Consider the following 25,576-nt stretch of genomic DNA (forward strand, 5'->3'; position numbering starts at 1 on the left):
ACTGCTGACCGGCTGCGCCACGGCCAAGAGATTTACGCCCATGATCTCCTCGCTCCAGTCGCTCACGCGAGCCACTCCAATGCCTTCGCCCCTGTTCACCGTTTCGCCGTAACCCCGAGCAAAGCCGACAACTGCACCGCGGCCGGAGTCAGATTCAGCTTTTCCGGGTCTTTCTTCGGATTGTCATCCCACGGCTGGGTAATGGCCGGGTCAGCGTATTCGGCGCGGGCACCACCCCGGACAGCCGTCGGATTGCCGAACGGCACCAAACATTTGGCGTCCTTGTTGAACGGGAATTCATCACGTGTGTCGTCGAAGTCCGGATTCTGCGCCTTCATCTGTTCGAGAATCCGCTGTGTACCCTCGTAGCCCACGGTACAGGCAGGCGGATTGTTGGTCTCCAGCACCAAGCCGAAATGGCTGGTCCCGTCGCCGGGCGCGGTAGAGGAACCACCGACCGACAACAGCGGAATCAGCTGCAACAACGGCTTCAGCGCGTAGAACTTCGGTGAGATCGCCTGCAGAAGCAGCCGCAGATTGCCCAGATCCTCGGTGAGCGCACCGCCGCTCTGCGCCACCAATGCGCCGAGCTGCGCACCCGCGTCGGTTCCGGTACCGATCAATCTGCGCACGTCGGGATCGCTGGAGCGCAGCTGAGCGGTGAGCTTGTCGAGTCCATCGCTGAACTCGCGGATGGCGCTTGACTGCTCGGCCTGGGTACCGAGCGCGATCCGGCCGTCCTGGATCAACTGAATGGTTTGCGGCAGCGTTTCGTGAAAAGTTTCGGTGAAGGTGTTCAACGAATCGATCAGCACCTGCAGATCGTCGCCTTTACCGTCGAAAGCCTTCCCGAGTTCGCGGATCGTGGTGCTGAGGGCGGTCAGATCCACCGAATCGGCCAATCCATCCACACTGGCCAGCAACTCGTCGACCGGAACAGGCAAGGTCGCCACGGTGATCACCGAATTTTCGCGCAGGTACGGCCCCTCCTCGGAATCGGGCTGCAAATCGACATACTGCTCGCCGATCGCGGATCGGTTCGCCACCACGGCTTTGGCCGAGGCGGGGATCTCCGGGGTATCCGAATCAATCCGCAAGTACATCACCACGCCGTCGTCGGTGAGCTCCGACTCACCGACGCGACCGACCGGGACACCGCGATAAGTTACCTCGGCGCCCTTGTAGATGCCGCCGGTCCGCTCCGACTGCAGCTTCACCGTGTACTCGCCGAACCCGAACATGTGATCGAGGCGGATGTACTTGGCACCGACAAACGCGACTCCGACCACCGCGATCACCACGAACGCGATCAGCTGCCACCGAACCAGACGGGTCACCGCGGGCCACCCCCTATGCCGAGTTGCTCGAGAATCCCCGCGACCGGGCCTGGCTGCTCCGGAACGGGCGGCTGCGGCAAAATCGGTGGCAGCGGCAAAATCGATACCGTGGGCCAGCCCGGCCGCGGACCATTGCCGTTGTAGTACGGGTTGGTCGGGTCCACCCGGACCGGCCTGCCATTCGGTGGGATATACACCGGATCCGGTTTACCCACACCGAGATTGCTGAGGGTGACGCCGATCTGCTGATCTACCGACAACCAGGCGTTCACCTGTCCACCGAAGGTGGCGGCCAAGGACGAGTCGGGGAACGGATAGGTCGGGATCAGCGGGAAAGCGGTCACCAGATCCGGCGCCGCGCTACCGAGTTCCTGCAAGGTCGGCCGCAATGCGGTGAGATCGCGGATCAAATCGTCTTTCGAAGTATTCAGTACGTCGAAACCTGTCTGGCCGAGCCGATCCAGCTGGGCGAGCAGGGCGACCAGCTGCGGACGCTGCTCACGCAGGATCGTAATACCCTCCGGCAGTTCGTCGAGGATCTTGCCGATCTGATCGGTCTGCGCACTGACCCTGCTGCTGAGCACATCGAGGCCATCCAGCGCCCGCGTGATGTCGTCCACTTGCTGATTCAGTCCATCGATCAGTGTGCTCGCCTGCTCGATCAGCGAGCGTACTCGGTCCTCACGACCACCGAACGCCTTGTTCAACTCGGTGACGATCGGCTCGAGCTGTGCCACACCGCCACCGTTGAGCAGCAACGACAGCGCGCCGAGCACCTGCTCGACCTCGGTCGCGTGCCTGGTGCGATCGATCGGGATCACCGCGCCGTCACCGAGCCGCCGCTGCTCCGGATCGGCAACCGGGCTCGATAGTTCGATGAACTTCTCACCGAGCAGATTCGTCTGCTTGACCTCGGCACGCGCGTTCGCAGGCAGATCTACCGACGAGTTCACCAGGGTGCGCACCATGGCGGTCCATTGGTCCTCGCCGATGGCGATCTCCTCGACCCGGCCGACCGGTACCCCCTCGACCTTGACCATGGACTGCGGCACCAGATCGAGCACATCATCGAACTGGATATCGATCCGCATAGGGTGTTCGCCGAGCTCGGCGCCACCGGGCAACGGCAGGCTGTAGATACCATCGGCGGCACACGAGGTGACCAGCACGGCAGACAGGCCGAGCACCAGCGCGGCACCGAGCCCGCGCGCGGCGGAACGGATTCGAGCGGTCATCTCCCCTCCTCCTGCTGCGACGGCGGAAGCCGATCCGACGGTGTACCAGGCACCGTGCCGGGCACCGGGTCACGCTGCTCGTTCTCACCACTGAGAATGCCGAAGGGCAAGATCAGCGTCGGGGTCTTCACCCCAGCGGTGATCTGGTCGCTGATCTCATGGCAATGGTCGAGGATCGGGCGCATCTGTCTGCCGAGCGCCTCGAACTCCGGATCACCCGGCCGCAGCTTGGACAGATCGAGCAGCTTGCACACCACCCCGAACGGATCCTGCAGTTCGGGGAAGTTCGCGCGCATGTCGAGGGTGCCCGATTCGGCATTGTGGACATTCACCAGGTTGCTCAGCGCCACCGGCAGCACCGGCAACGCGGCGGCCAGGTCCTCGCGCTGATCGGCCAGTGTCCTGGTGAGCTCGATCAGCCCCTCGGCATTGCTCGCGACCAGATCCCGGTTGGCATCGATGAACCGTGCGACATCCCCCAGCGCGATCGAGAGCAGATTCAACGCGGCACCGAGGTCCTCGCGTTCCTCGGCCAGGAAGGTCGACAGATCGGCCAGCTGGATATTGAACTGCCGCACCTGCTGGTCGTTCTGCGCCAGCATGGTGACGAAGACTTGCAGATTCTTGACCGTATCGAAGATATCTTCACGGGAATCGGATAGATACCGCGCCGCCCTCGACAGCTGGGTGATGCTGTTGGCCAGCGCTTCGCCGTTACCCGCCAGATTCTCCGCGCCGGTGCGCACCAAATCGTTCAACGCGCCGTCGGCGTTGGCTCCATTCGGACCCAACGCCTCCGACAGCTCGGTAACGCTTTTGTACAACTGGTCGATCTCGACGGGGGTGGCCGTACGCTCCCGCGGGATCGTCCCGTTACGGGGCATCTTCGGCCCTCCGGTATAGACCGGTGTCAGCTGGATATAGCGGTCCGACACCACGGAGGGCGTGATCTGCACGGCCCGCGCACCAGCGGGCACGTCGTATTCGCGGTCCACGCTCATGACGATCTCGACCTGATCACCCTGTGGTTCCACCGAGTCCACCGAGCCGACCGGCACCCCGAGAATCCGCACATCGGAGCCCTCGTAAATACCTACCGAGCGGTCGAAATAGGCAGTGATCTTCGTGGTGTTCCGCCGGTCGAACAGCCACCACAACACTCCGGCGATCAACACCGCGAGGACGACGACCAACGCGATGCCGATTCTGGTGCCCCGGCTGGAGTTACGCACCGCGCCGAGCGGGGCGCCGCGCCAGTTCCCCGCCACGTCAGTTACCTCCCATAGTGCGGACCGGCGGACGATAACCAGGGATCTCCGGTAAGGCGGGCGGAATCACATTGACGATCACCGCGTCGAACCAGCGCCCCGTGCCGAGCACGTTGGCGTAGAGGGTATAGAACGGCGCAGCGAGTTCCAGTGTCTTGGAAATGTTCTGCTGGTTGGCGTTGAGCAGATCGATCGAGGCACGCAGATTCGTCAACGCGGGCCCGATCTGCTCCTCGTTGTCACGCACCAGCGCACTCAACTCCACTGCGACCGTCTGGGCACCCGACAGCAGCTGCTCGATGGACTGCTGCCGGATATTCAGCTCGGCGAACAACTGCCCCCCTGAGGCAAGCAGCTGCTCGAACTCCGCGTTGCGATCGGCGAGGATCTGCGTGGTCTGCCTGGTCGCGGCGAACAACTTCTTCAGTTCTTCGTCCCGCTTGGCCAGTGTCTCCGATAAACGGGCTACCCCATCGATGGAACCGCGGATCTCCGGCGGAGTCGTCGCGAACGCATCGGAGAGTACCCGCATACTGGTGGCCAGCTGCGCGGTATCGATCTGGTCGATAGTGGTCGCCGCGTCGCTGAACGCGTCGACCACGTCGTAGGGCGAGACCGTGCGCGATAACGGAATCCGCTGCTCCGGATCAGCAGGCTCGGCACCTCTCGGTTCCAATGCGAGGTACTTCTGCCCGAGCAGCGTCTTGATCTCGATGGAAGCGGTGGTCTCGTCGCCTATCCACGCGTCCTTGGTACGGAAGGCCACGACGACCCGGTCACCGTCGAGCCGGATATCGGATACCGAACCGACCTTGACACCCGCGATCCGAACCTCATTGCCCTTCTTCAGGCCTGCGGCCTCGGAGAACTCGGCGGTGTACTTGGTACCCGCACCGATAATCGGCAACCGGTCGAGGAAGAACGCCGACACCGTCACCAAGAGCACCATGACGAGACCGAGTACGCCCATGAATGCGGGGCTGCGACTGCCGAGCAGGATGCGGTCGTCCATCAGCGAGCCTCCCCATGGCAGCGCGGCGCCGCGTTGGTGTATATCGGTTGGTTGATCGTCGGCAATCCGGCGGGCAGATTGAGCTGCGGCGCATCGACCGCACCCGGCCCGACGACAATATCGATGCCACACAAATAGAACTGGAACCATGAGCCGTAGCTGCCGACCCTGCCGAGCTTCTCCATCTTGATCGGCAAGGTGTACAGCGCTTCGTTCACATCGTCGCTGCGGGCGTCGAGGGTCCCGGCGAGCTGACTCAGTCCGGCGATGGACCCCTGCAGTGTGGGGCGGACCGGCACGAGCAAATCGGAAGTAGCCGAGGTCAGCTGGGCCAGCGAGGTCACAGAACGACCGATCGTGTCACGGTCCTCGGCAAGGCCGCTGATCAGCGCCGAGGTGTTCACGATCAGCTGGTCGAACTGGTCGTCGCGCGCATTGACGGTATCCAGCACCTCGGTCAGATTCCGGATCAGCTCGCCGATCACAGCATCCTTGTCCGCGATCTTGTTGGTCAGATTCGCCGTACTGGCGACCAGATCGCGGATAGTGCCCTGCTCACCCTGGAAGACCTGGATGATCTCGAAGGAGAGCTGGTTCACGTCCTCGGCGCTCAAGGTGCGGAACAGCGGGCGGAAACCGTTGAACAGCGTGGTCAGATTCAGCGCGGGTTCGGTGCGCTCCAAAGGGATGAGGCCACCCGCGTGTAGCTTGCGGCCCTGCTCCCCGGTCCCCTGTTCCAAGGCGAGATAACGCTGGCCGACCAAGTTGCGGTACCTGATCGTGGCGGTGACCGAGGCAGGCAACCAGTCCCGATCGGTGAGATCGAAAGTCACCTCGGCCAGCCGCTTGTCCACGATCGCGACATCGGTGATCTTGCCGACCCGCACCCCGGCGATACGCACCTCGTCGCCGGGGTTGAGCGAGGTGGCGTCGGTGAATCTGGCCTTGAACTCCGTACCCGCACCGCTGTAGTTGGCGATGGACAGCGCGAGCACCGTGGTGACGAACACCGTCACCACGATGAAGGTGCCCAGCTTGATCAGCGTTCCGCTCAGGCCGCGCAGGTGCTGCCGCATGGCACTCATCGCAGGCCCACCTCGCTTCCGCGGAAGGCGGGCGCCCCGGCCAAGGTCACCCAGCCAGGTACCTGATCCGGCGCGACACCATTGGCCGCGCCATAGATCGCGGCGAGCGACTGCTGCTCCATCGGCGAACCAGCGAGCGTTGGTATCGTGCCCGCCGGATAGACCCCGTACTGCGGCGGCTCGAGTTTGCCGCTCTCCTGATCACCGGGGTTACGGCTGGGTACGGCATAGGAACCGTCATTGGGCGGGCCGCCGGGATACTGGCCGACGTCGACACCCAAGGGCGGCTCGGGGACACACCACGGCCCCCTGTCGTCCAGCCAGCGCGGTTCATCCTGGTTGGGCAGGTACTTACCGCGTGGATTGGTCAGCTCCAGAGTCACTCGCGAGCCGGGTCGATCGGTACCGACGCCGAAGATCTGGTCGATCCGCGGCTTCAGCTTCGCGAAGTTCGCCAACGCGCAGGCATAGCTCGGCGAATAGTAAGCCAGCTGTTCCAGCGCGGGGCGAGCGTCGGCGGCCACATCGATGATGTTGTCCCGGTTGGCGATCAGGAAGTCGGCGGTATTCGACGAAGTCGGCGTCAGCGTCGCGTAGAGCACATCGATATCGGTACGCCGCTGCACGATCGTGGCATTGGTCGTGCGCAAGGTGTCCAGAGCCTGGATCAGCTGTGGCAACGCATCGGAATAGGTGGCGGCTACCTGGGCGAAACTGCGCAGGTCCGCGCGCAGATCCGGAAGCACACCGTTGAGCTGACCGAAGATCTCGTCCAGCTTGTCTATGCTCTCGCCCAGCGCGGCGCCCCGGCCGTCCAATGCCTGGGACAGTGCGCCGAGGGTAGTGGCGAGATCCTGCGGCGGAATAGCCTGCAGCAGCGGCAACAGATCGTCGAGCAGCTTGGTCAGCTCGACAGCATTGCCGCTGGCATCCTGATACAGCGTCACGCCGTCGGCCAGATGCTGTGTACTGGGCTCGGCCGGGAATACCAGATCCACATAGCGCTCGCCGAATAATGTCTTGGGCAACAGCCGCGCGGTCGTATTGACCGGAATCCGGCTCGCTTTCTCCGGATCGATAGCCAAGTCCAAGGTCACATCGCTGCCATCGGCGCGGCTGGAGCGCACCTCACCGACAGTGACGCCACGCATCTTCACATCCGCGTTGCGAGTCAACGCGTTGCCCACACTGTCTGTCACCAGCTCGACGCGCACGACCTGTACGAACTGCTTGTTGTAGATCGCGATCGTCGTCCACAGAAACAACGCGACCACAGCGAAGAACACGATGCCGAGGATTCGAATTCGCAGTTTCTGCGTCGAACGCGCGATTCTCGTCCCGCGGCTCATCCGGCCACCCGTACCGTGGTCGTGGTACCCCAGATCGCGAGGCTGAGAAAGAAGTCGAGCACGTTCACCAGGACAATCGCGGTACGAACCGCACGACCCACCGCGATGCCGACGCCCGCGGGTCCACCGGTGGCATGGAATCCGTAGTAGCAGTGCACCAAGATGATGACGAACGCGAAGATCAATACTTTGAGGAACGAATAGAGCACGTCCTCCGGTGGTAAGAACAGGCTGAAGTAGTGGTCATAGGACCCGCTGGACTGCCCGTTGAACCAGATACTGATCGACCGCGACGCCAGGAACGCACCGAGCAGGCCGACGATGTACAGCGGGATCACCGCGAGGAACCCGGCGATCAGGCGACTGGTGACCAGGAACGGCACGCCGGGCACCGCCATCACTTCCAGCGCGTCGATCTCCTCGGAGATCCGCATCGCGCCAAGCTGTGCGGTGAAGCCGCAACCGACGGTCGCCGAAAGTGCGAGCGCGGCGACCAGCGGCGCGATCTCGCGGGTATTGATATAGGCGGTGAGGAAGCCGGTCAGCACCGAGGTGCCGAGGGCATCGAGGGCCTTGAAACCCTGCAATCCGACGACGACGCCGACCGAACCGGACATGAACACGATGACGCCGACGGTGCCACCGATCACCGCGAGCGCGCCGCTGCCGAAGGTGACCTCGGCGAGCAGCCGCATGACCTCCTTGCGGTAGTGCACCATGGTGCGCGGAATCCACGCGATCGTCCGCGAGTAGAACGACATCTGCTCGCCCGCGCGATCGATGATGTTCAGCGGGCTGCGAACGACTCCACCCACCCGGCGCATGGTCCTGGCGACCGGGGTGCGATATGTCGTTGCCATCGGTCAGGCGCCCTTGGCCGGGACAACCTGTAGATATACCAAGGTCAAAACCAGGTTCACGAAGAACAGCACCAGGAATGTGATAACCACGGACTGGTTCACCGCGTCACCGACTCCTTTCGGACCCCCCTTGGGATGCAGCCCCTTGTACGCGGCGATAACGCCGGCGAGCAGGCCGAACACCGCCGCCTTGATCTCACCGATCCATAGATCCGGCAGTTGTGCGAGGGCGGAGAACGACGCCAGATAGGCGCCGGGAGTGCCTCCTTGCAGCAGCACGTTGAAGAAATAACCGCCCGCGATACCGATCACCGAGACGAGCCCGTTGAGCAGCAGCGCCACCAGCATCATGCCGAGCACCCGTGGCACCACCAGCTTCCGCACGGGGTCGATACCGAGTACTTCCAGCGCGTCGATCTCCTCGCGGATGGTGCGCGAGCCGAGATCCGCGGCCACCGCCGATCCGGCCGCGCCCGCGATGATCAACGCTGTGACGACGGGCGCCGCCTGCTGGACCGTCGCAAGCACACTGGTTGCGCCGGTGAATGCCTCGGCACCCAGCTGTTTGATGAGCGAGCCGGTCTGCAAGGCCACGACCGCGCCGAACGGAATCGCGACCAAAGTACTCGGCAGGATCGAGACACTCGCGATGAACCACGACTGCTCGATGAATTCTCGCCACTCGAAGGGCCTGCGGAATGTCTTGCGCGCGACATCGATCATCAGCGCGAAGATGTTGCCGACCTGAGCGAACCCCGATTCCAGAGGGGCTCGCCAGCGCTCCAGGGTGGAATTCACGGTCGGGGGGTGTTACCCGGTAGTAGGGTTGTGACGTACGGTTGTCTCGTACGAAGCACCTGGGTAACTCGCCAGGTCACCACTGTTATACGAGATCACCTGAGTGTCATCGCTCTCCGCGAGCGACTCACGAATCGCATCCTGCGCAGCGCTCGGCAGCGTGTGCATGATCTCGCGGACACGCTGCTTACGCCGCAGCACAGCCTGCCGCACCGGCATCCCCGGCTGCGCGCGCATCTGCGGGATGATCCCCTCGACCTCCTCGGCACCGCCATGATGATGGCCTGCGTCCACGAGCGCCTGCTCGCGCGCCATCTGTGCCTCGTCCTTCTCCTCGGACATACCGATCGGGCCGATCATGCGACCGTTGAGGAATTGTTTGACCACCGGTTCCTCGGAGGTGAGCAGCACCTCGCGTGGGCCGAACATAACCAGCTGCCTGCGGAAGAGCATGCCGATGTTATCCGGCACGGTACGAGCCAAATTGATGTTGTGCGTGACGATCAGGATGGTGGCATCGATCTGCGCGTTGATATCGATCAGCAGCTGACTCAGATATGAGGTACGCACCGGGTCGAGGCCCGAGTCCGGCTCGTCGACCAGGATGATCTGCGGATCCAGCACCAACGCTCTGGCCAGCCCGGCACGCTTGCGCATACCACCGGAGATCTCACCGGGCAGCTTGTTCTCGGCCCCGAGCAGACCGGTCATCTCCAGCTTCTCCAGCACGATCTTCTTGATCTCGGATTCGCTCTTCTTGGTGTGCTCGCGCAGCGGGAAAGCCACATTGTCGAACAGATTCATCGAGCCGAACAGCGCACCGTCCTGGAACAGCACTCCGAACAGCTTGCGGATCTCATAGAGCTGCTTATTGGAACACGTGGTGATATCCGTGCCATCGATGTAGATAGAGCCGCGTTCCGGCCGTAACAAACCGATCAGCGACTTCAAGAACACCGATTTACCGGTACCAGACGGGCCAAGAAGCGCACTGACTTCGCCCGACGGCAATGTCAGAGATACGTCCTGCCAAATTCGCTGTGGACCGAAGGATTTGGTTACCCCCTCGGTCCTGACCTCGACGCCCACGACGACCTCCACAATTCTCAACGATCTGCCCACCCTGCGCCCCGCGCGCTCGGCCATCGCGGTGCACCACGTCATAGTGGGCCCGGTCACTGTAACCCATGTGAGAGGCCGGGCACACCCCGAACATGAACGGAGAGTAACCCGCACAGCGGTTCCTATTCATCACAGCGATCAGTTGTTGAAAAAAGTGAACGGGCGGCCCCCGAAAAGGGGACCGCCCGTTCGCTGTGTTTTCGATCTGGAATTACTTGACCGAAACCTTGGCGCCGGCCTCTTCCAGCTTCGCCTTGGCGGCCTCGGCGGCATCCTTGGCGACCTTCTCCAGGATCGGCTTGGGCGCACCCTCGACCAGGTCCTTGGCTTCCTTCAGGCCCAGGCCGGAGACGATCTCACGGACCACCTTGATGACCTGGATCTTCTTATCGCCCGCACCCTCGAGGATGACGTCGAACTCGTCCTGCTCCTCAGCGGCCTCGGCCGGAGCGGCAGCACCGCCGACAGCGGCGACCGCGACCGGAGCAGCCGCGGTGACCTCGAACTTCTCCTCGAACTTCTTCACGAACTCCGACAGCTCGAGCAGGGTCATATTGCCGAAGGTCTCGAGCAGTTCGTCAACGTTGGCCATTGTTGTTTTCCTTTCGGTAGTTGATGTCTATGCGGGCGACTCGTGCCGCACCGGTATTACTCGGCGGAAGCTCCGCCTTCTTCGGCCTGCTTCTTCTCCTGCAGCGCGGCGGCGAGGCGAGCCACCTGCGAAGCGGGAGCGTTGAACAGACCGGCGGCCTTGGTGAGGTTGCCCTTCAGCGCGCCTGCCAGCTTGGCCAGCAGAACCTCGCGGGTCTCCAGGTCGGCGATCCGCTCGACCTCGGCCACGGACAGCGCGGCGCCGTCCATGTAGCCGCCCTTGATGACAAGCGCCTTGTTGTCCTTGGCGAAGGTCTTCAGGGCCTTGGCCGCGTTGACCGGCTCACCCGCAATGAAGGTGATCGCGGTCGGTCCGACGAACAGATCGTCGAGGCCTTCCACGCCTGCCTCGGCGGCAGCCCGCTTGACCAGGGTGTTCTTGGCGACGGAGTACGTGGCGTCGGCGCCGAGCGCGCGCCGCAGCTCGGTGAGCTTACCGACCGACAGGCCACGGTATTCCGTGACGACGGTGGCCGTCGAGCTCCGGAACTGCTCCGCGATCTCCGCGACCGCGGTGACCTTCTCTTGGTTTGCCATACTTCGCCTCCTCTCTGAGGGTCGGTTCGTATATACGACCTACCGATCAGGGGCCGGCGACAAAACGAACGCCCCGAACGCAGAGCGTTCCGGGGCGTAACAGAAAACCGGTCCGGGATATCCCCGGATCAATTCCCAGCCTCGGCTCTCCCTGCGTGGGCCGCCGGCAATGTCGCCGGACCTTCGACCGAACCCATGTGGGAACGGCGACCAACGGTCTTCGGTAGAACGGATTGGGTAGCGATCGAGCATATCGACATCGAATATCGACATCGATCGCATCGACAACTGAGAACAGAGTACCTGCCGCACCCTCGATCCGCCAAAATGCAATCTGCCATGACAGGTCCCGCAACCGCCGACGACGTCGGCCAAGCCCTGCGGCAGCTGCGGCAGCAACGCCGCGCGTCCTAGCCGTCGCGACGGGACACCCTGAGCCGCAACGCCTCCGGCTTCAACGTAATCGTCTCTTTCACCCGCAACTCATAGCCGGGCTCCGGGGTCAGCTCGAAGCTCCGCAGTAGCGTCGCCAGGATCAGAACCATTTCATGCTGCGCGAACTGCCGACCGATACAGGCCCGCATACCCACCCCGAACGGCCGATAGAGCTCAGGATGACGGCCGCGGATTCGCTCGGGCAGAAACCGGTCGGGATCGAATGCCTCGGGATCACCACCCCACAGCTCATGCCGGTGCAATTGCAACAACACTATGAACACCCACTCGTTGCGCTCGAACGGGTATCGGCCCCCGAGCATCGTGTCCCGACGCGCCTTCCGAAAATATCCAGGAGCCGTCGGCCACAACCGTAACGTCTCATCGACGACACGCCGTACATAGCGCAGCTTCGCGACCTGATCGAAAGCCAGATCCGTACCGGTCGAGACCGTGGCGATCTCCTGCCGAGCACGATCGGCGATCTCCGGGTGCACCGACAAATAGTGCAGCGCGAACGCCAGCACACCCGCCGTGGTCTCGTGGCCCGCGGTAAGGAAGGTGAGAATCTGGTGCCGGACATTGGTCGGATCGAGTAACTGTCCCGTCTCCGGATCCGGCACCGTCAGCATCCGGTCGAGCAGGTCGCCGTGGCCACCGGTGCCCGTCCGCATCCGGTGCGCGATCACATCGTCGATCGTCTCGTTGACGAACTCGACATCGCGCTGGTGTTGGGCACGCTGCTCGCGGAAGATCGTTTTCTCCACCAGCGGATGCGAATACGCCGCGCGGTTGAGGTAGGTCAGTGTCCGCAGCATCGCGGTGACGACCGGATGTTCTTCGGTGCGGGTGAACGACTGGAATTCGTACCCGAACGCGGTGCGCCCGATCACTTCGAGTGCCACCTTGTTCGTGTCCGCGGGCACGTCGACCCACTCATCGGGTCGAGCCGACCAGTACTCGACCAACTCAGCGGCACAGGCTTGCATGGTGGCGTGATAACCGCGCATCGCGGCCGCCGTGAACGACGGTGCGAGGACAGCGTGCGCCTTGGCCCAGTTCGGCTCGCTGTTGTGCGCCGTGAACAGCCCGTCTCCGGCAACCTTGCGGAGATCACGAATGGGCACACCGAGGAACTTCGCCCATAACGAGTCGTCGTTGATCTCGCGCAGCAGGTCCGGATCCGACACATATGTCACACGAGTACCGAGGATGTCGCGCTCATAGATGCCGCCGTACTTCTGCGCTCCGCGCATCCCCCACTGACTCGAGTCGGTGACGTGCAAATCCCACACATCACCGAGGAGCGGCAACCGGTATGGCGGATGGGGTAGTTGCCTGTCACCAGCCCTGATCCGTCGCTGGGTCGGGTTCGTCGTCTCGAATTCCAAACGATCCCTCACTCCATATCACGACACTTGCCAGGCTCGCCCCGACCTGGTCCCCGGCTGCCCTGTCCGGCTCACCGAATGCAGTGGGCCCATCAGTCATGAGGAGAGTATCCCGCTGTCGGATCTGTTGCGAAGTAGAAGACCTACCGAAAAGCCTATGGGCGGGAACGCGTTACGCGTTCCCGCCCATAGATGCCTGTTCAGATATTGCTTACGCGTCCTCCTCCAGGAGGTTGCGGGTGCGGTTCGGGTCCACCGGGATGCCCGGTCCGGTGTTCGTCGAAACCGTCACCTTCTTGACGTAGCGCCCTTTGGCGGTCGACGGCTTGATACGCAGGATCTCCTCCAGCGCGGCACCGTAGTTCTCCACCAGCTTGCTGTCGTCGAAGGACGCCTTGCCGATAACGAAGTGCAGGTTGGCCTGCTTATCGACGCGGAAATTGATCTTGCCGCCCTTGATGTCGTTGACGGCCTTGGTCACATCGGTGGTGACCGTACCGGTCTTCGGGTTCGGCATCAGACCGCGCGGGCCGAGGACGCGCGCGATGCGGCCGACCTTGGCCATCTGGTCCGGGGTGGCGATCGCGGCGTCGAAGTCCAGCCAGCCGCCCTGAATCCGCTCGATCAGGTCTTCGGCGCCGACCGCGTCAGCACCAGCGGCCTCCGCCTCGGCCGCCTTCTCACCCGCGGCGAACACGATGACGCGGGCGGTCTTACCGGTGCCGTGCGGCAGGTTGACCGTGCCACGGACCATCTGATCGGCCTTACGTGGGTCCACACCGAGACGCACGGCGACCTCGACGGTCGCGTCGGTCTTGGCAGTAGCGGTCTCCTTCGCCAGACGCGCGGCAGCCAGCGGCGAGTAGAGCTTGCTGCGATCGACCTTCTCGGCCGCGGCGAGGTACGCCTTGCTTCGTTTTGCCATGTTTCTCTGTCCTTGTCCATTCGGCGGCGCTTCCGGGATCCGCTGTGTTCACCAGGGTGCCCATCGCTCGCGCCGGGGTATTCGTGGTTCAGATGTGGTTCTCGGGCCTGGCAGGCCCTCCCACCGGTTGTGCGCTCGGCCCACGGTTCGAATCGCGGGCCTGACCGCTCAGCCTTCGACGGTGATACCCATCGAACGCGCGGTACCCGCGATGATCTTGGCCGCCTGCTCGATATCGTTGGCGTTCAGATCTTCCTGCTTGGTCTGGGCGATCTCCCGCACCTGATCCATGGTCACCTTGGCGACCTTGTTCCGGTGCGGCTCCGCCGAACCCTTCTGCACACCCGCTGCCTTGAGCAGCAGCTTGGCCGCAGGCGGCGTCTTCAGCTTGAAGTCGAAGGACCGGTCCTCGTATACCGAGATCTCGACCGGGATGACGTTGCCACGCTGCGACTCGGTCGCGGCGTTGTACGCCTTGCAGAACTCCATGATGTTGACGCCGTGCTGACCGAGCGCGGGGCCGACCGGAGGAGCCGGATTCGCCTGGCCGGCCTGGATCTGAAGCTTGATGATCCCGGCGAGCTTCTTCTTCTTGGGGGGCATCTTTCTTTCCTAAGTGTTTGTTGTCCTTGCTCTTTGCAAGTCGTAGTGAACCGACCCGAGGCACGGGCCGATCCATCCCGTCGATGACGGAACCCCGATCAACGGAACCTAGATCTTTGCCACCTGGGTGAACGCCAGCTCGACCGGAGTCTCGCGGCCGAAGATCGACACGAGCACCTTGAGCTTCTGCTGCTCGGCGTTCACTTCGGAGATACTGGCGGGCAGCGTGGCGAAGGGCCCGTCCATCACGGTCACCGACTCGCCGACCTCGAAATCGACCTCGATGGCAGGCTTCGGAGCGATCTCGCCACCGGTGTCCTCGGCGGGTGTCGCCGCAGCGGCCGCAGCAGGCTTCTTCTTCTGTTCCGCGGCCGGGACGAGGAACTTCACCACATCGTTGATGGAAAGTGGCGAAGGGCGCGAGGTGGCGCCGACGAATCCGGTGACGCCAGGAGTATTGCGTACCGCGCCCCAGGACTCGTCGTTGAGTTCCATCCGGACCAGAATGTAACCGGGGAGCACCTTACGGTTGACGTTCTTGCGCTGCCCGTTCTTGATCTCGGTTACTTCTTCGGTTGGCACCTCGACCTGGAAGATGTACTCCTCCAGACCCAGGTTCTGCACCCTGGTCTCCAGGTTGGTCTTCACCTTGTTCTCATAACCCGCATAGGAGTGGATCACGTACCACTCGCCGGGGGCGCGGCGCAGCGCTGCCTTCATCTCGGCCACGGGATCAGCAGGAGCGGCATCGATAGCAGCGGCGGGTGCGGACTCAGCGGGCGCCGATTCCTCGGCCGATGAGTCAACCGACTCGCCGGCCGCGGGCTCCTCGACAGCATCGGTTGGCTCAGCAGCGTCGGTTGGCTCAGCCACGACATCGTCGACCGGGAACTCGTCGTGTGTGTCGTTCTCCGGGGTGCTCACTGGGGCACTCGCTTCCTGTGTCGTCACGTACATCCTCTGCGCGCCGGGACGAGCGCGGCGCAATTGCTTCCACCCGTGTCCGCCCCGGGATCGACTACCGGCGTCAGCGTCGTTCAGCTAGCCGAACAGCCAGCTGACACCCTTGATGAACGCCAGATCCAACCCGCTGATGAACGCGACCATGAAGATCACGAACACCAGAACAACGCTCGTATAGGTGACCATCTGCTTCCGATTGGGCCAGATCACCTTGCGGAGTTCCGCGATGACCTCACGCAGGAACTTGATCAAACGCTTGAACGGATTACCCGGCTTCTTGCGTGCGGTCCGATCGGCTGTCTTGGGTGCCTTCTGCGACGGCCGGTCGAGCGTTGCGAGCGCGCCCGTGTCGGTCCGCGGAGATGACTTCTGCGGAGACGACCCAGCGCGAGTCCGCCGGGCGGATCGCTTACCACTCGGCCGGATCGTTGCGGCGGTGCCATCGCCTTCGTCGGCCGCATGTGCGCCGCGGCGAGTGTCCCGCTCGTCGCTCACGTCGATCCTCTCTCGTCGCTGGCATCCAGGGCAGGGGCGACAGGACTTGAACCTGCAACCTGCGGTTTTGGAGACCGCTGCTCTGCCAATTGAGCTACGCCCCTTCGGTCGGACGGTATCGACTATCCGACCACTGTTCGATATTCGGTTGTATCCGGAGTCACGCAACACACGCTGTCACACAACACACGCGCCACCCCGGCAGTTGCCGGCCCCGTAGCGGTTCTCGTGAACCGCGTGGAACCAGCCCTACAGAGCAGCGCGCAACGGCTGGTGACCCCAGAGACCTGAGTGTACTTTACCGAGCACGCTATTCGCCAATCCGGGGGCGCTCGACCAGGTCAGGCCAGTTGTACCGTCGCGGTCGCACGGCCGAAGATCTTCTTTCCCGCCGACTTGGCAACGATGGCGATGACCGCGGTCTTGCTCTCCGGATCGACCGATTTCACCTTACCCGTGTACTGGACCTCGGCGGCCGCATCGGTGCCGACGAAAACCGGACTGGTGAATCGGACGTTGTACTCCTTGATCGCACCGGGATCACCGAGCCACGAGGTGATGAATCCGCCGCCGAAACCCATGGTGAGCATGCCATGCGCGACAACATCGTCGAGACCGACCAGCTTCACGATCTCGTCACTCCAATGGATCGGGTTCGCATCACCGGAGACGCCCGCGTAGTTGACCAGATCACCCCGGGTTACCCGGACAGTACGCGGAGGAAGCTCGTCGCCGACCGAGACATCGTCGAAGGCGATAGCGTGTTTGGTAGGCGTCGGCGCGGTATTCGCAACAGGGCTGGTCTGCGCAGGTGTCCGGCTCGTGGAGACCGCGATGTCGTCCGAGCGACCCTCCCCCTCGTCCGCACCGATACCGTGCATCAACACGTTGCTGACGGCACTGGCGAGATTCGGGTCGATATCGCCACCGCTGCGGCCGACGAGGGTGGTGTAGGTGGTGAGCACCGGCTCGTCGTTCTGCGCGGTGACAATGTTCTTGGTCACGATGATGTCGCCACCGAACGCCTGCCGGAACGAATGCAGGTAGACATCGCAGACGAGCTGGTCGCCGACCTCGATCGGGCGATGGAACTCGAGAATCTGGTCGGTCTGCATGATCTGGCTGAGGTCATAGCCGGTGACGACCTGTTCGAACAGTCTGCGCTGCGCCAGAATCCCGACCAGGGAAATGAAGGTGACCGGGGCGAGTAGGTTGTCGTAGCCGTATTCCCGCGCCGCGCTCTCGTCCCAATGCACCGGATGGTAGTCCTGCACGGCACGCGCGTATTCCCGTACCTTTTCCCGACCGATCTCGTAGTAGTCGTCGACACGGTAGTGATGCCCGACCATCGCCGCGGCATTGGCCGCGGGGTCGAACTCCGTACCCGCCTCCGTACCCGACTGGACCACTTCGTCTATACCGGTGTTGATTGTCACGGGAGGACTGTACCTATCTGACCCCGTAGCCCGGGGTCGGCGGAGCGTTTTACCACCGCACCCACACCGTGAAATGCGTCAGGGCCGGACAAAGTCCGGCCCTCGCGGTACCACGGCCCGAGATTCCGGGATATGCCCCGGCGCTACACCACGCGGTGGCGTACGCGTAGCGGAACTAGCGGGATTCGCGGTGCGCCCGATGCGTGCCGCAATTCGGGCAGAACTTCTTCAGCTCGAGCCGATCCGGATCATTACGCCGGTTCTTCTTGGTGATGTAGTTGCGGTGCTTGCACTGCTCGCAGGCCAAGGTGATCTTTGGCCGGACATCGGTGGACTTCGCGGCCACGATATGCCTTCTTTCCGGTACCTGATGGGCTTGATCGATTGTGGTAGCGATGGCCGGACTTGAACCGGCGACACAACGATTATGAGTCGTTTGCTCTACCGACTGAGCTACACCGCCACGGCGTCGCATTGCCATGGTGCCGAGCCCAACCCGCAGCTACGGAAGCGATGCCGAGTCGGTCACCACCGGCAATCCGGCGAGCCCCCTAACGGAATCGAACCGTTGACCTTTTCCTTACCATGGAAACGCTCTGCCGACTGAGCTAAGGGGGCATGACTACTTCCGCACCGAGCTCGAACGCTCGACCTCAGCGCGGTGAAGTCTTGAACGAGATTACACACTCACCGGTCCCACCACCAAACCAGCTGTTCAGAGGGCGTTTTGTTGTACCAGGGGTCGCGTTGCGGGGAGACTCGTTTCTGTGACGGAACAGGGGTCGGAAGGGTTGTCGACCACTGAACGGGAGAGGGATCGACCTGCGCGGGACACTCGAAGTGAGCACATACAAAATGAGCCTTGGACGCGGAATCCGTGTCCAAGGCTCACTGAGTGAACGGCGGTGGCAGGTGTAGGATTCGAACCTACGTAGGCTTTCACCGACAGATTTACAGTCTGCTCCCATTGGCCGCTCGGGCAACCTGCCGTTCGCGCATTGTTTCTGTGCGCTGAGGCAGAATACATCGAACCCACACCCCTAATGCAAACCGGCTGGCTATCGGCCATGCGGCGCGACTATTCTCGGGCCTTCCGGGTAGAACTGACGATGGCCGGAGATATCCGGTTCAGCTGATCCGCAGGACCATCAGAACAGGAGCGCAGTGTGGCTGATTCGTCTTTCGACGTCGTGAGCAAGGTCGACCGACAGGAGGTCGACAATGCCCTGCATCAGGCGGAGAAGGAGCTCAACACCCGCTACGACTTCCGAGGCACCGGCGCGTCCATCGAATGGTCCGGTGAGGACAAGATCGTGCTCACCGCCGAGGCGGAGGAACGGGTGAAAGCCGCATTGGAGGTATTCAAGGAGAAGCTGATTCGCCGCGATATCTCACTGAAGGCGTTCGATGCGGGTGAGCCCGCCTCCTCCGGCAAGGTGTACAAGATCACAGGTTCGTTGGTGCAAGGTATCGACTCCGAGCACGCGAAGAAGATCTCCAAGAAGATCCGCGATGAGGGCCCCAAGGGCGTGAAGGCGCAGATCCAGGGAGATGAGCTGCGGGTGAGCAGTAAGAAGCGCGATGATCTGCAAGCGGTCATCGCCCTACTGAAGGGCGAGGACTTCGGTATCGCTCTGCAGTTCGTCAACTACCGCTGACGCCGGGGCACACCACCGGAGCGAGCCGTGATGGCCGGGCCGGGACAGCCGAGGACAGACCTGCCGCGGCCGCTCGGCACCGGCCGGATCGGTCCGGAGTGATCAATACCACCGCGGGCCACCCGACATCTCCTCTAAACGAGTGATGCGTTCGGCCATGGGCGGGTGCGTGGAGAACCAGCGCGCGGCCCGCTCGCCTACCCGAAACGGGTTGGCGATCATCAGATGCGACTGCGCCGCCAGTTGCGGCTCCGGCGGGAGCGGGGCGGCCTGCACGCCTTGTTCCAATTTACGCAAGGCGGAGGCCAGAGCCAGTGGGTCACCGGTGAGTTCGGCACCGGACTGATCGGCCTGGAATTCGCGCGAGCGGGACACCGCCAATTTGATCAGAGTCGCGGCGATCGGGCCGAGTAGTGACACCAGTAGCACTCCAAGGATGTTCGGGCCCTCACCGTTGCGATTGCCACCGAACATGGAAGCGAAGAAAGCGAGGTTGGCCAGACCGGAGATCACCGCGGCGAGCGCACCCGCGACCGAAGAGATGAGGATATCGCGGTTGTAGACGTGCGAGAGCTCATGGCCTAACACCGCGCGCAGTTCTCGCTCGTCCAAGATCTGCAGAATGCCACTGGTGCAGCAGACCGCGGCATGCCGAGGATTGCGGCCGGTGGCGAACGCGTTGGGCGCGTTCGTCGGGCTGATGTACAGCCGCGGCATCGGCTGACGTGCGATGGTGGCCAGCTCACGCACGATCCGGTACATACCGGGTGCCTCCAGCTCACTGACCGGTTGCGCGTGCATCGCTTTCAACGCGATCTTGTCGCTGTTGAAGTACGCGTACGCGTTCATTCCCACTGCGAGCAGGATTGCGATCATCAGGATCGTCGGGCTACGGAACATCGCCCCCGCGAACACGATCAGGGCCGAGAGGCCCACCATGAGCCCGAAGGTCTTCACTCCATTCGCGTACCCGTGCATCTGCGCATCTCCGCCTCTCCGGGTCTTCGAGCCGTACCGGTTCGGGTGGCACGAAGTCACATTCAGGTCCTGCGCTGAAAGCCACTTCCGCTGGGCGTACCCGGCGAGTTACCGAGGTACTCGTGGAGTCGAGGAGTTACCTCTGTCCCGGCCCGGTGCCACCGCATCGTCGATTGCCTTACACAAGGATTGCCTTACACAAAGTCAACGACGAGCGCTCGATCAAGGTTCCGGACCGATCGGAAAGCTTGCTGCGACGGATCGCATTCGATGCCGGCACTGTGCGCCTCGGCCGAGCTCACCGACGAACGAAACGCGAGCACGCACTGCCGGCGACCGGTAACCGCGAGCATGCCGGAGGAGCGCTACCGGCTACCGGTCGGCACACCATGGGCGGTGCATACCGCAGGAGGCCGTGGACGCGCCACCCGCGTGACCGACAGCTCAACCCACGCGTTCGATGGTGTAGCGGACCAGTCGCGCGAGGGCGTGGTTGGCGGCCACATCCGGCAGGGCGGACAGCTCTGCGTGCGCCAAGTCGGCGTAGCCCTGCAGCTTCTCCTTGGCCAGCACCATGCCGCGAGAACGAGCCAGCAGCTCGAGCGCTTCCGCCACCTCGTCGTCGGTCTCCAGTGGCCGGGCGAGCAGCGTGCGCAAGCGGTCACCTTCGGTGCCCGCTTCACGCAGCGCGTACAGCACCGGCAAGGTGTGCACGCCTTCCCGCAGATCGGTACCTGGGGTCTTGCCGGACTGCTCCGCTGCCGAGGAGATGTCGATGATGTCATCGGAGATCTGGAAGGCCGTCCCGACCGCGTCGCCGAGCCTGGCCAATCGCTCGACGTGCTCGGGGTCGGCGCCGGAGAAGGTACCACCGAACCGGCCGGCGGCGGCGATGAGCGAACCGGTCTTCTCCCATACCACGCGCAGGTAGTGCTCGACCGGATCTTGGGACTCGCGAGCACCGATGGTCTCCCGCATCTGCCCGGTGACGAGTTCGGCGAAGGTCTCGGCGATGATGCGGACCGCATCGGGGCCGAGGGTAGAGGTAAGCCGGGAGGCGTGTGCGAAGAGATAGTCCCCCGCGAGGATCGCGACATTGTTGTTCCACCGCGAATTCACGCTCGGAGCACCCCGGCGCATCGGGGCCTCGTCCATCACGTCGTCGTGGTACAGCGTGGCCAGATGCACCAGTTCGACCACGGTGCCCGCGGTGATCAAGGCTGGATCGGTCGGCCGAGGGCCGAGCTGCCCGGTGAGGATGGTGAACAACGGACGGAATCGCTTACCGCCCGCTCTGGCCAGATGCAACGCCGCTTCCTGAAGGAATTCCGCACCGTCGGACAGCTCATCGACCAAGAGCTGCTCTACCTTGTCCAGTCCGGTGCGCACCGTCGCGGCGAGCTCGGGGTCACCGAGATCGACGCCTGCGACCACAGTGCGCATCTCGCGCTCACCTCCGCCGTCCGCACCGGGCGCTATATCCGTAATTCGCTCGCTGCGCTCGCTCATGGCTGATCTGCTCATCTCTTCTCCCAGCGATGCGTCCGACCCCACGGTAGAGAACCTAGCGTGTCTCCAGCCGAAGGCCCATCACACCATCGCTCTTGGAGGGAGTCGACCGCTGCCATCGGTGCTCGCGGGCGACTCCGAATGCGACCGCCGTCGACGGGAACCAGGCGGCCCTGCCAGTATTGAGCGCATGGGTGCACCGGAAACGACTCCCGCGGGCGATGAGCACGCATTGCCCAGCCGAACCGAGGTGCTGGTGGTCGGCGCGGGCCCCGCGGGCTCAGCGGCCGCTACCTGGGCAGCGCGGGCCGGACGAGATGTGTTGCTCATCGATGCCGCGGTGTTTCCGAGGGATAAGACCTGCGGTGACGGCCTGACCCCGCGAGCGACCGCTGAGCTGGAGCAGCTCGGCCTCGGCGAGTGGGTACGCGCACATGTGGTCAATCACGGCCTCCGAATGACCGGCTTCGGCCACGAGGCCCTGCTGAACTGGCCCAACGGTTCCTTCCCCAGTTACGGAAGCGCCATTCCGCGAACCGAACTCGATGACAAACTGCGCGAGACCGCGGTGAAGTCCGGCGCGCGCATGGTGGACGGAACAAGCGTGATAGATATCACCCGCGCGGGTGATCGAGTGACGGGCGTCGTGGTACGAACGGCAACCGGCACACGAACGATCACCTGCCGGACTCTGGTGGTCGCCGATGGGGTGCGCTCACCGGTCGGCAGACTGCTCGGCCGCACCTGGCACCGGCAGTACGCCTACGGCACAGCAGCACGGGCCTACATCAAATCCGGCCGGAGTGACGATCAGTGGATCACCTCGCATCTCGAGCTACGCGATGCCTCCGGCAAGCTGGTTCCCGGCTACGGCTGGGTGTTCCCCTTGGGCAACGGCGAGGTGAACATCGGCGTCGGATCCTTGGCTACCCAGCGGCGACCCTCGCATATCGCACTGAAACCACTCCTGGCGCATTACACCGCGTTACGCAGGGAGGAATGGCAATTCGAAGGATCGCCACGGGCGGTGGCCTCGGCGCTGCTCCCTATGGGCGGCGCGGTTTCCGATATCGCGGGACGCAACTGGGCACTGCTCGGCGATGCCGCGGGCTGTGTGAATCCACTCAACGGTGAAGGCATCGATTACGGCTTGGAAGGCGGCCACATCCTGGCCGGCCTACTGGATGAACCCGACCTCACCGCAGTATGGCCCCAGGTATTGCTGGCACGCTATGGACGCACGTTCTCGGTTGCGCGCCGGATCGCAGGCCTGGCGACCCATCCCCGCGTTGTTCCACTCGGCGGACCCGCGGTACTGCGTTCGAAGTACTTGCGAAGCACCGCTGTTCGCGTGATGGGCAATCTCGTCACCGATGAGGATCTCGACCTGACGGCACGAGCCTGGCGAGCGGCGGGCATGGCATCGCTGCGCTTCGACGAGCGGCAACCGTTCACCTAGGAGATCGCGGCGGCGCTCATCGCGCGACCGCACGGTCAGGAGGTCCGTCACCCCGATATACGGCGAGGCAACGGACCTCGTCGGCCGGTCAGCCGGTCGGCTCGGTGGTCAGCCACTCCTCGACGAATTTCTGCTCGCTGTTGAGCACCCGATGGTGCAACTGCTCGGCGAGCCGTTCGATGGCGCCACCGACCATGGACACCTTCACGTCCACGATTCCCGCCACCTCGATCTCGGAACCTTCGGCGGTAGGACGCATTTCGTAGGTTCCGGACATATCACTGTTGATGCCACCCGTGACGACCTCGAAAGTACCCTTGGCCACCTCGCCGACGAGTGGCTGCCAATTGTCGGTACGGGCGAAGGTGAGCTCACTCTTGAGTACCTTCCGCACCAAGGCAGGCACCTTGTCGGCTGCGGGCTTTTCGGTCATGTGGACACAGATAGTGCCCGCACCCGCGGGCTGCGACACCTCTAGCGTCGCCGTTTCGGCATCGGCGAGCCTGGCCCGCCAGATGTCCTCGGTGGTGAGTGCCCGGTGGAGATCTTCGACCGGGACAGCGTATGACACGGTGAAGCTGAATTTTCGGGACATGGCCGCTACCGTAGCCGAGTCGGTGGGTAACCTGTGGCAGTGTCGGAAACCAGCCAGCCAACCAGGCCCTCGACGCGCCTGCGGCGGGCCGAGGTATCGGTACTGATCACCGCCACGGTGATCAGCGTGCTGGTCGGGCTGCTCGTGCTGGCCGCGTGGCGCAATGACTACCTGATCAGCACCGACAAGGGCAGCGCAACAGCCGAGGTACTCTCGGCAGGTCGGCTGCGCTCGGCAGTGATGTATGTCACTCCGGATGGTGAGACGCACAATCCCAAGGTCGGCGTGCTTTACCCGACCAACCTCACCGCGGGTGAGCGCATCCGGGTGGAGTATCGCCGCAGTGATCCCGACCTGGTAAGGGTCGAGGGTCGCGATGTGCGGGTCGCCATAATGCCTGCGCTATCGGTTCTCGTGGTGGTCTGGGGAGTCGCGTTGTCCGCACTCTGGCTGCTCAGCCGCATGGGTAGGCGCCGGTCACAATGATGCGTTATCTCCGCCGTGAACGACAGAACCCGCACGCTACGGACCTCGGCCACCGGGCTGATCACTCGGCGAAACCCATCCGCAGCGCATAACCTACGGACTGCGGCACGCTGGGTTAGCCGGAACTTTTCGCGTTCTTCACTTCAGTGTGGCGGCGTGGCGCGGTGCGTCGGTCAGGCTGGAAGCGTGCGAGTAGCGATTGTCACGGAGTCGTTTCTGCCGAATATGAACGGCGTCGTCAACTCTGTGCTGCGGGTGCTGGAGCATTTGGACCAGCACGGACACGATGCGCTGATCATCGCCCCCGACACCCCGCGCGGACTGCCTGCCGCAGCGCGCGGCTATGAACGATTCCCGGTCCACCGGGTACCCGCGGTGATGGTCCCGAGGATCAGTTCGCTGCCGGTCGGGCTGCCCCAGCCAGGTATCGTCTCGACCATCGCCGATTTCGACGCCGACGTGGTCCATCTGGCTTCTCCGTTCCTGCTCGGCGCAGGCGGGCTCGGCGCAGCCATGCGACTGGACCTGCCGACCGTGGCGGTGTATCAAACCGACGTGGCCGGTTTCGCCAAGAGCTACGGGCTCGGGCTGGCGAGCCGGGCGGCTTGGGGATGGACCCGGCGCATCCACGAGGGCGCCACCCGTACTCTCGCTCCTTCCCGGGCCGCGGCCGAGGACCTGGTCAGGCACGGTATCCCGCGAGTACATCGCTGGGGGCGCGGAGTCGACATCACCCGCTTCACCCCGAGCGCCCGCTCGGCCCGGCTGCGTGCGGCCTGGCTTGCCGGGCGGGAACGGCTCCTGGTCGGCTTCGTCGGGCGGCTGGCGCCGGAGAAACATGTCGAGCGGCTCGCGGTGCTCGCTACCGACCCTGATATCCAATTGGTGATCGTCGGTGCGGGTCCGGAGCGTAAACGGCTGGCGAAGCTGATGCCGGATGCCGTCTTCACCGGCGAGCTCGGCGGTGCGGAACTCGCCGAGGCGTACGCGAGCCTGGACGTGATGGTGCACGCGGGCGAACACGAGACGTTCTGCCAGGGTGTCCAAGAGGCACTCGCCTCGGGCATCCCGGTGATCGGCCCGGACGCGGGCGGTCCGCGCGATCTGATCGCGCACTGCCGCAACGGCTATCTGCTTCCTGTCGAACGGTTCTGCGAGCTGCTCCCGAGCGCAGTCGGGGCGCTCCATGATCCGGCTCTACGGATACGGTTCGCGAGTGCGGCCCGTAAGTCGGTGTTGTCGCGTACCTGGCCTGCTATCTGCACCCAGCTGATGGGGCATTACGTCGAGGTGACCGGAACGCGGATCCAGTTGCCGCATACGGCGTGAGCCAGGGTACGAACGTGACCGACCTATCCTCCGGCCACACTCCGGCAGGCACTGGCTGCG

At 63.6% G+C, this 25,576-nt stretch carries 25 protein-coding genes and 4 tRNA genes; 4 read left to right on the forward strand and 25 right to left on the reverse strand.

The features are described from left to right. Positions 1-95 precede the first annotated feature (95 nt). The 22 genes from ACL02S_RS19985 to ACL02S_RS20090 form a co-directional block, all read right to left on the reverse strand. Complete coding sequence (locus tag ACL02S_RS19985; RefSeq protein ID WP_412803989.1) at positions 96-1,337, reverse strand: MCE family protein; 1,242 nt, start codon at positions 1,335-1,337, stop codon at positions 96-98. Then, on the reverse strand, positions 1,334-2,572 hold the full coding sequence (locus ACL02S_RS19990; protein WP_412803990.1) for an MCE family protein: 1,239 nt from the start codon (positions 2,570-2,572) through the stop codon (positions 1,334-1,336). Before ACL02S_RS19990 ends, ACL02S_RS19985 begins: the two co-directional genes overlap by 4 nt. Next, entirely contained in the window at positions 2,569-3,804 is a 1,236-nt protein-coding gene (locus tag ACL02S_RS19995) for an MCE family protein (protein WP_412804014.1), read from the reverse strand. The genes ACL02S_RS19990 and ACL02S_RS19995 overlap by 4 nt, the downstream gene beginning before the upstream one ends. A gap of 37 nt (positions 3,805-3,841) precedes the next feature. Beyond that, a complete protein-coding gene (locus ACL02S_RS20000) occupies positions 3,842-4,852 on the reverse strand; it encodes an MCE family protein (protein ID WP_412803991.1) in 1,011 nt (336 codons plus the stop codon). After that, positions 4,852-5,928, reverse strand: coding sequence for an MCE family protein (locus tag ACL02S_RS20005; RefSeq protein ID WP_412804015.1), 1,077 nt, complete (start codon positions 5,926-5,928; stop codon positions 4,852-4,854). The genes ACL02S_RS20000 and ACL02S_RS20005 overlap by 1 nt, the downstream gene beginning before the upstream one ends. A 5-nt stretch (positions 5,929-5,933) precedes the next feature. Further along, positions 5,934-7,286, reverse strand: coding sequence for an MCE family protein (locus ACL02S_RS20010; RefSeq protein WP_412803992.1), 1,353 nt, complete (start codon positions 7,284-7,286; stop codon positions 5,934-5,936). Continuing rightward, positions 7,283-8,146: an MlaE family ABC transporter permease gene (locus tag ACL02S_RS20015; RefSeq protein WP_412803993.1), complete on the reverse strand. Its 864-nt coding sequence runs from the start codon at positions 8,144-8,146 to the stop codon at positions 7,283-7,285. The genes ACL02S_RS20010 and ACL02S_RS20015 overlap by 4 nt, the downstream gene beginning before the upstream one ends. Positions 8,147-8,149: 3 nt before the next feature. Continuing rightward, complete coding sequence (locus ACL02S_RS20020; RefSeq protein WP_412804016.1) at positions 8,150-8,869, reverse strand: MlaE family ABC transporter permease; 720 nt, start codon at positions 8,867-8,869, stop codon at positions 8,150-8,152. Positions 8,870-8,956: 87 nt separating this feature from the next. Beyond that, positions 8,957-10,090, reverse strand: coding sequence for an ABC transporter ATP-binding protein (locus ACL02S_RS20025; protein WP_412804017.1), 1,134 nt, complete (start codon positions 10,088-10,090; stop codon positions 8,957-8,959). Between the two features lie 187 nt (positions 10,091-10,277). Further along, positions 10,278-10,658 carry a 50S ribosomal protein L7/L12 gene (gene rplL / locus ACL02S_RS20030; protein ID WP_412803994.1) on the reverse strand — a complete coding sequence of 127 codons (381 nt, stop codon included), beginning with the start codon at positions 10,656-10,658 and terminating at the stop codon, positions 10,278-10,280. Between the two features lie 56 nt (positions 10,659-10,714). Next, a complete protein-coding gene (gene rplJ / locus ACL02S_RS20035) occupies positions 10,715-11,254 on the reverse strand; it encodes a 50S ribosomal protein L10 (protein WP_412803995.1) in 540 nt (179 codons plus the stop codon). 410 nt (positions 11,255-11,664) lie between these two features. Further along, the gene (locus tag ACL02S_RS20040) at positions 11,665-13,080 is read right to left on the reverse strand and encodes a cytochrome P450 (protein ID WP_412803996.1); all 1,416 of its coding nucleotides are present in this window, start codon (positions 13,078-13,080) and stop codon (positions 11,665-11,667) included. A 211-nt stretch (positions 13,081-13,291) separates the two neighbouring features. Further along, a complete protein-coding gene (gene rplA, locus ACL02S_RS20045) occupies positions 13,292-14,005 on the reverse strand; it encodes a 50S ribosomal protein L1 (protein ID WP_412803997.1) in 714 nt (237 codons plus the stop codon). Positions 14,006-14,173: 168 nt separating this feature from the next. Continuing rightward, positions 14,174-14,608 carry a 50S ribosomal protein L11 gene (gene rplK, locus ACL02S_RS20050; protein ID WP_412803998.1) on the reverse strand — a complete coding sequence of 145 codons (435 nt, stop codon included), beginning with the start codon at positions 14,606-14,608 and terminating at the stop codon, positions 14,174-14,176. 108 nt (positions 14,609-14,716) lie between these two features. After that, entirely contained in the window at positions 14,717-15,532 is an 816-nt protein-coding gene (gene nusG, locus ACL02S_RS20055) for a transcription termination/antitermination protein NusG (protein ID WP_412804018.1), read from the reverse strand. A gap of 117 nt (positions 15,533-15,649) precedes the next feature. Then, on the reverse strand, positions 15,650-16,066 hold the full coding sequence (gene secE / locus ACL02S_RS20060; RefSeq protein WP_412803999.1) for a preprotein translocase subunit SecE: 417 nt from the start codon (positions 16,064-16,066) through the stop codon (positions 15,650-15,652). A gap of 31 nt (positions 16,067-16,097) precedes the next feature. Beyond that, a tRNA-Trp gene (locus ACL02S_RS20065) sits at positions 16,098-16,170 on the reverse strand. Positions 16,171-16,407: 237 nt separating this feature from the next. Continuing rightward, positions 16,408-17,496, reverse strand: a complete 1,089-nt coding sequence (locus ACL02S_RS20070) for a fused (3R)-hydroxyacyl-ACP dehydratase subunits HadA/HadB (RefSeq protein WP_412804019.1) — start codon at positions 17,494-17,496, stop codon at positions 16,408-16,410. A gap of 181 nt (positions 17,497-17,677) precedes the next feature. Then, positions 17,678-17,848: a 50S ribosomal protein L33 gene (gene rpmG / locus ACL02S_RS20075; protein ID WP_011211653.1), complete on the reverse strand. Its 171-nt coding sequence runs from the start codon at positions 17,846-17,848 to the stop codon at positions 17,678-17,680. 41 nt (positions 17,849-17,889) lie between these two features. Further along, positions 17,890-17,965: transfer RNA gene (locus ACL02S_RS20080), tRNA-Met, on the reverse strand. An 82-nt stretch (positions 17,966-18,047) separates the two neighbouring features. Further along, a tRNA-Thr gene (locus ACL02S_RS20085) sits at positions 18,048-18,120 on the reverse strand. A 288-nt stretch (positions 18,121-18,408) separates the two neighbouring features. Further along, positions 18,409-18,491: transfer RNA gene (locus tag ACL02S_RS20090), tRNA-Tyr, on the reverse strand. Between the two features lie 177 nt (positions 18,492-18,668). Between ACL02S_RS20090 and ACL02S_RS20095 the strand changes: the two genes are divergently transcribed. Next, positions 18,669-19,160: a YajQ family cyclic di-GMP-binding protein gene (locus ACL02S_RS20095; RefSeq protein WP_412804000.1), complete on the forward strand. Its 492-nt coding sequence runs from the start codon at positions 18,669-18,671 to the stop codon at positions 19,158-19,160. A 102-nt stretch (positions 19,161-19,262) separates the two neighbouring features. Here the strand turns inward: ACL02S_RS20095 and htpX are convergent, their stop codons facing one another. Continuing rightward, a complete protein-coding gene (gene htpX / locus ACL02S_RS20100) occupies positions 19,263-20,138 on the reverse strand; it encodes a zinc metalloprotease HtpX (RefSeq protein ID WP_412804001.1) in 876 nt (291 codons plus the stop codon). 444 nt (positions 20,139-20,582) lie between these two features. Then, the gene (locus tag ACL02S_RS20105; RefSeq protein ID WP_412804020.1) at positions 20,583-21,581 is read right to left on the reverse strand and encodes a polyprenyl synthetase family protein; all 999 of its coding nucleotides are present in this window, start codon (positions 21,579-21,581) and stop codon (positions 20,583-20,585) included. Positions 21,582-21,837: 256 nt separating this feature from the next. Between ACL02S_RS20105 and ACL02S_RS20110 the strand changes: the two genes are divergently transcribed. Then, positions 21,838-23,106: a geranylgeranyl reductase family protein gene (locus tag ACL02S_RS20110; protein WP_412804002.1), complete on the forward strand. Its 1,269-nt coding sequence runs from the start codon at positions 21,838-21,840 to the stop codon at positions 23,104-23,106. Positions 23,107-23,194: 88 nt separating this feature from the next. Here the strand turns inward: ACL02S_RS20110 and ACL02S_RS20115 are convergent, their stop codons facing one another. Continuing rightward, positions 23,195-23,701 carry a DUF2505 domain-containing protein gene (locus tag ACL02S_RS20115; protein WP_412804003.1) on the reverse strand — a complete coding sequence of 169 codons (507 nt, stop codon included), beginning with the start codon at positions 23,699-23,701 and terminating at the stop codon, positions 23,195-23,197. A 39-nt stretch (positions 23,702-23,740) separates the two neighbouring features. Here ACL02S_RS20115 and ACL02S_RS20120 point away from each other — a divergent pair, with 39 nt between their 5' ends. Beyond that, on the forward strand, positions 23,741-24,187 hold the full coding sequence (locus ACL02S_RS20120; protein ID WP_412804004.1) for a DUF3592 domain-containing protein: 447 nt from the start codon (positions 23,741-23,743) through the stop codon (positions 24,185-24,187). 186 nt (positions 24,188-24,373) lie between these two features. Beyond that, on the forward strand, positions 24,374-25,516 hold the full coding sequence (locus ACL02S_RS20125; protein WP_412804005.1) for a glycosyltransferase family 4 protein: 1,143 nt from the start codon (positions 24,374-24,376) through the stop codon (positions 25,514-25,516). The last annotated feature ends 60 nt before the right edge of the window (positions 25,517-25,576 follow it).

It is taken from the genome of Nocardia spongicola (assembly GCF_047200775.1).
In the GTDB taxonomy this organism is placed as follows: domain Bacteria; phylum Actinomycetota; class Actinomycetes; order Mycobacteriales; family Mycobacteriaceae; genus Nocardia.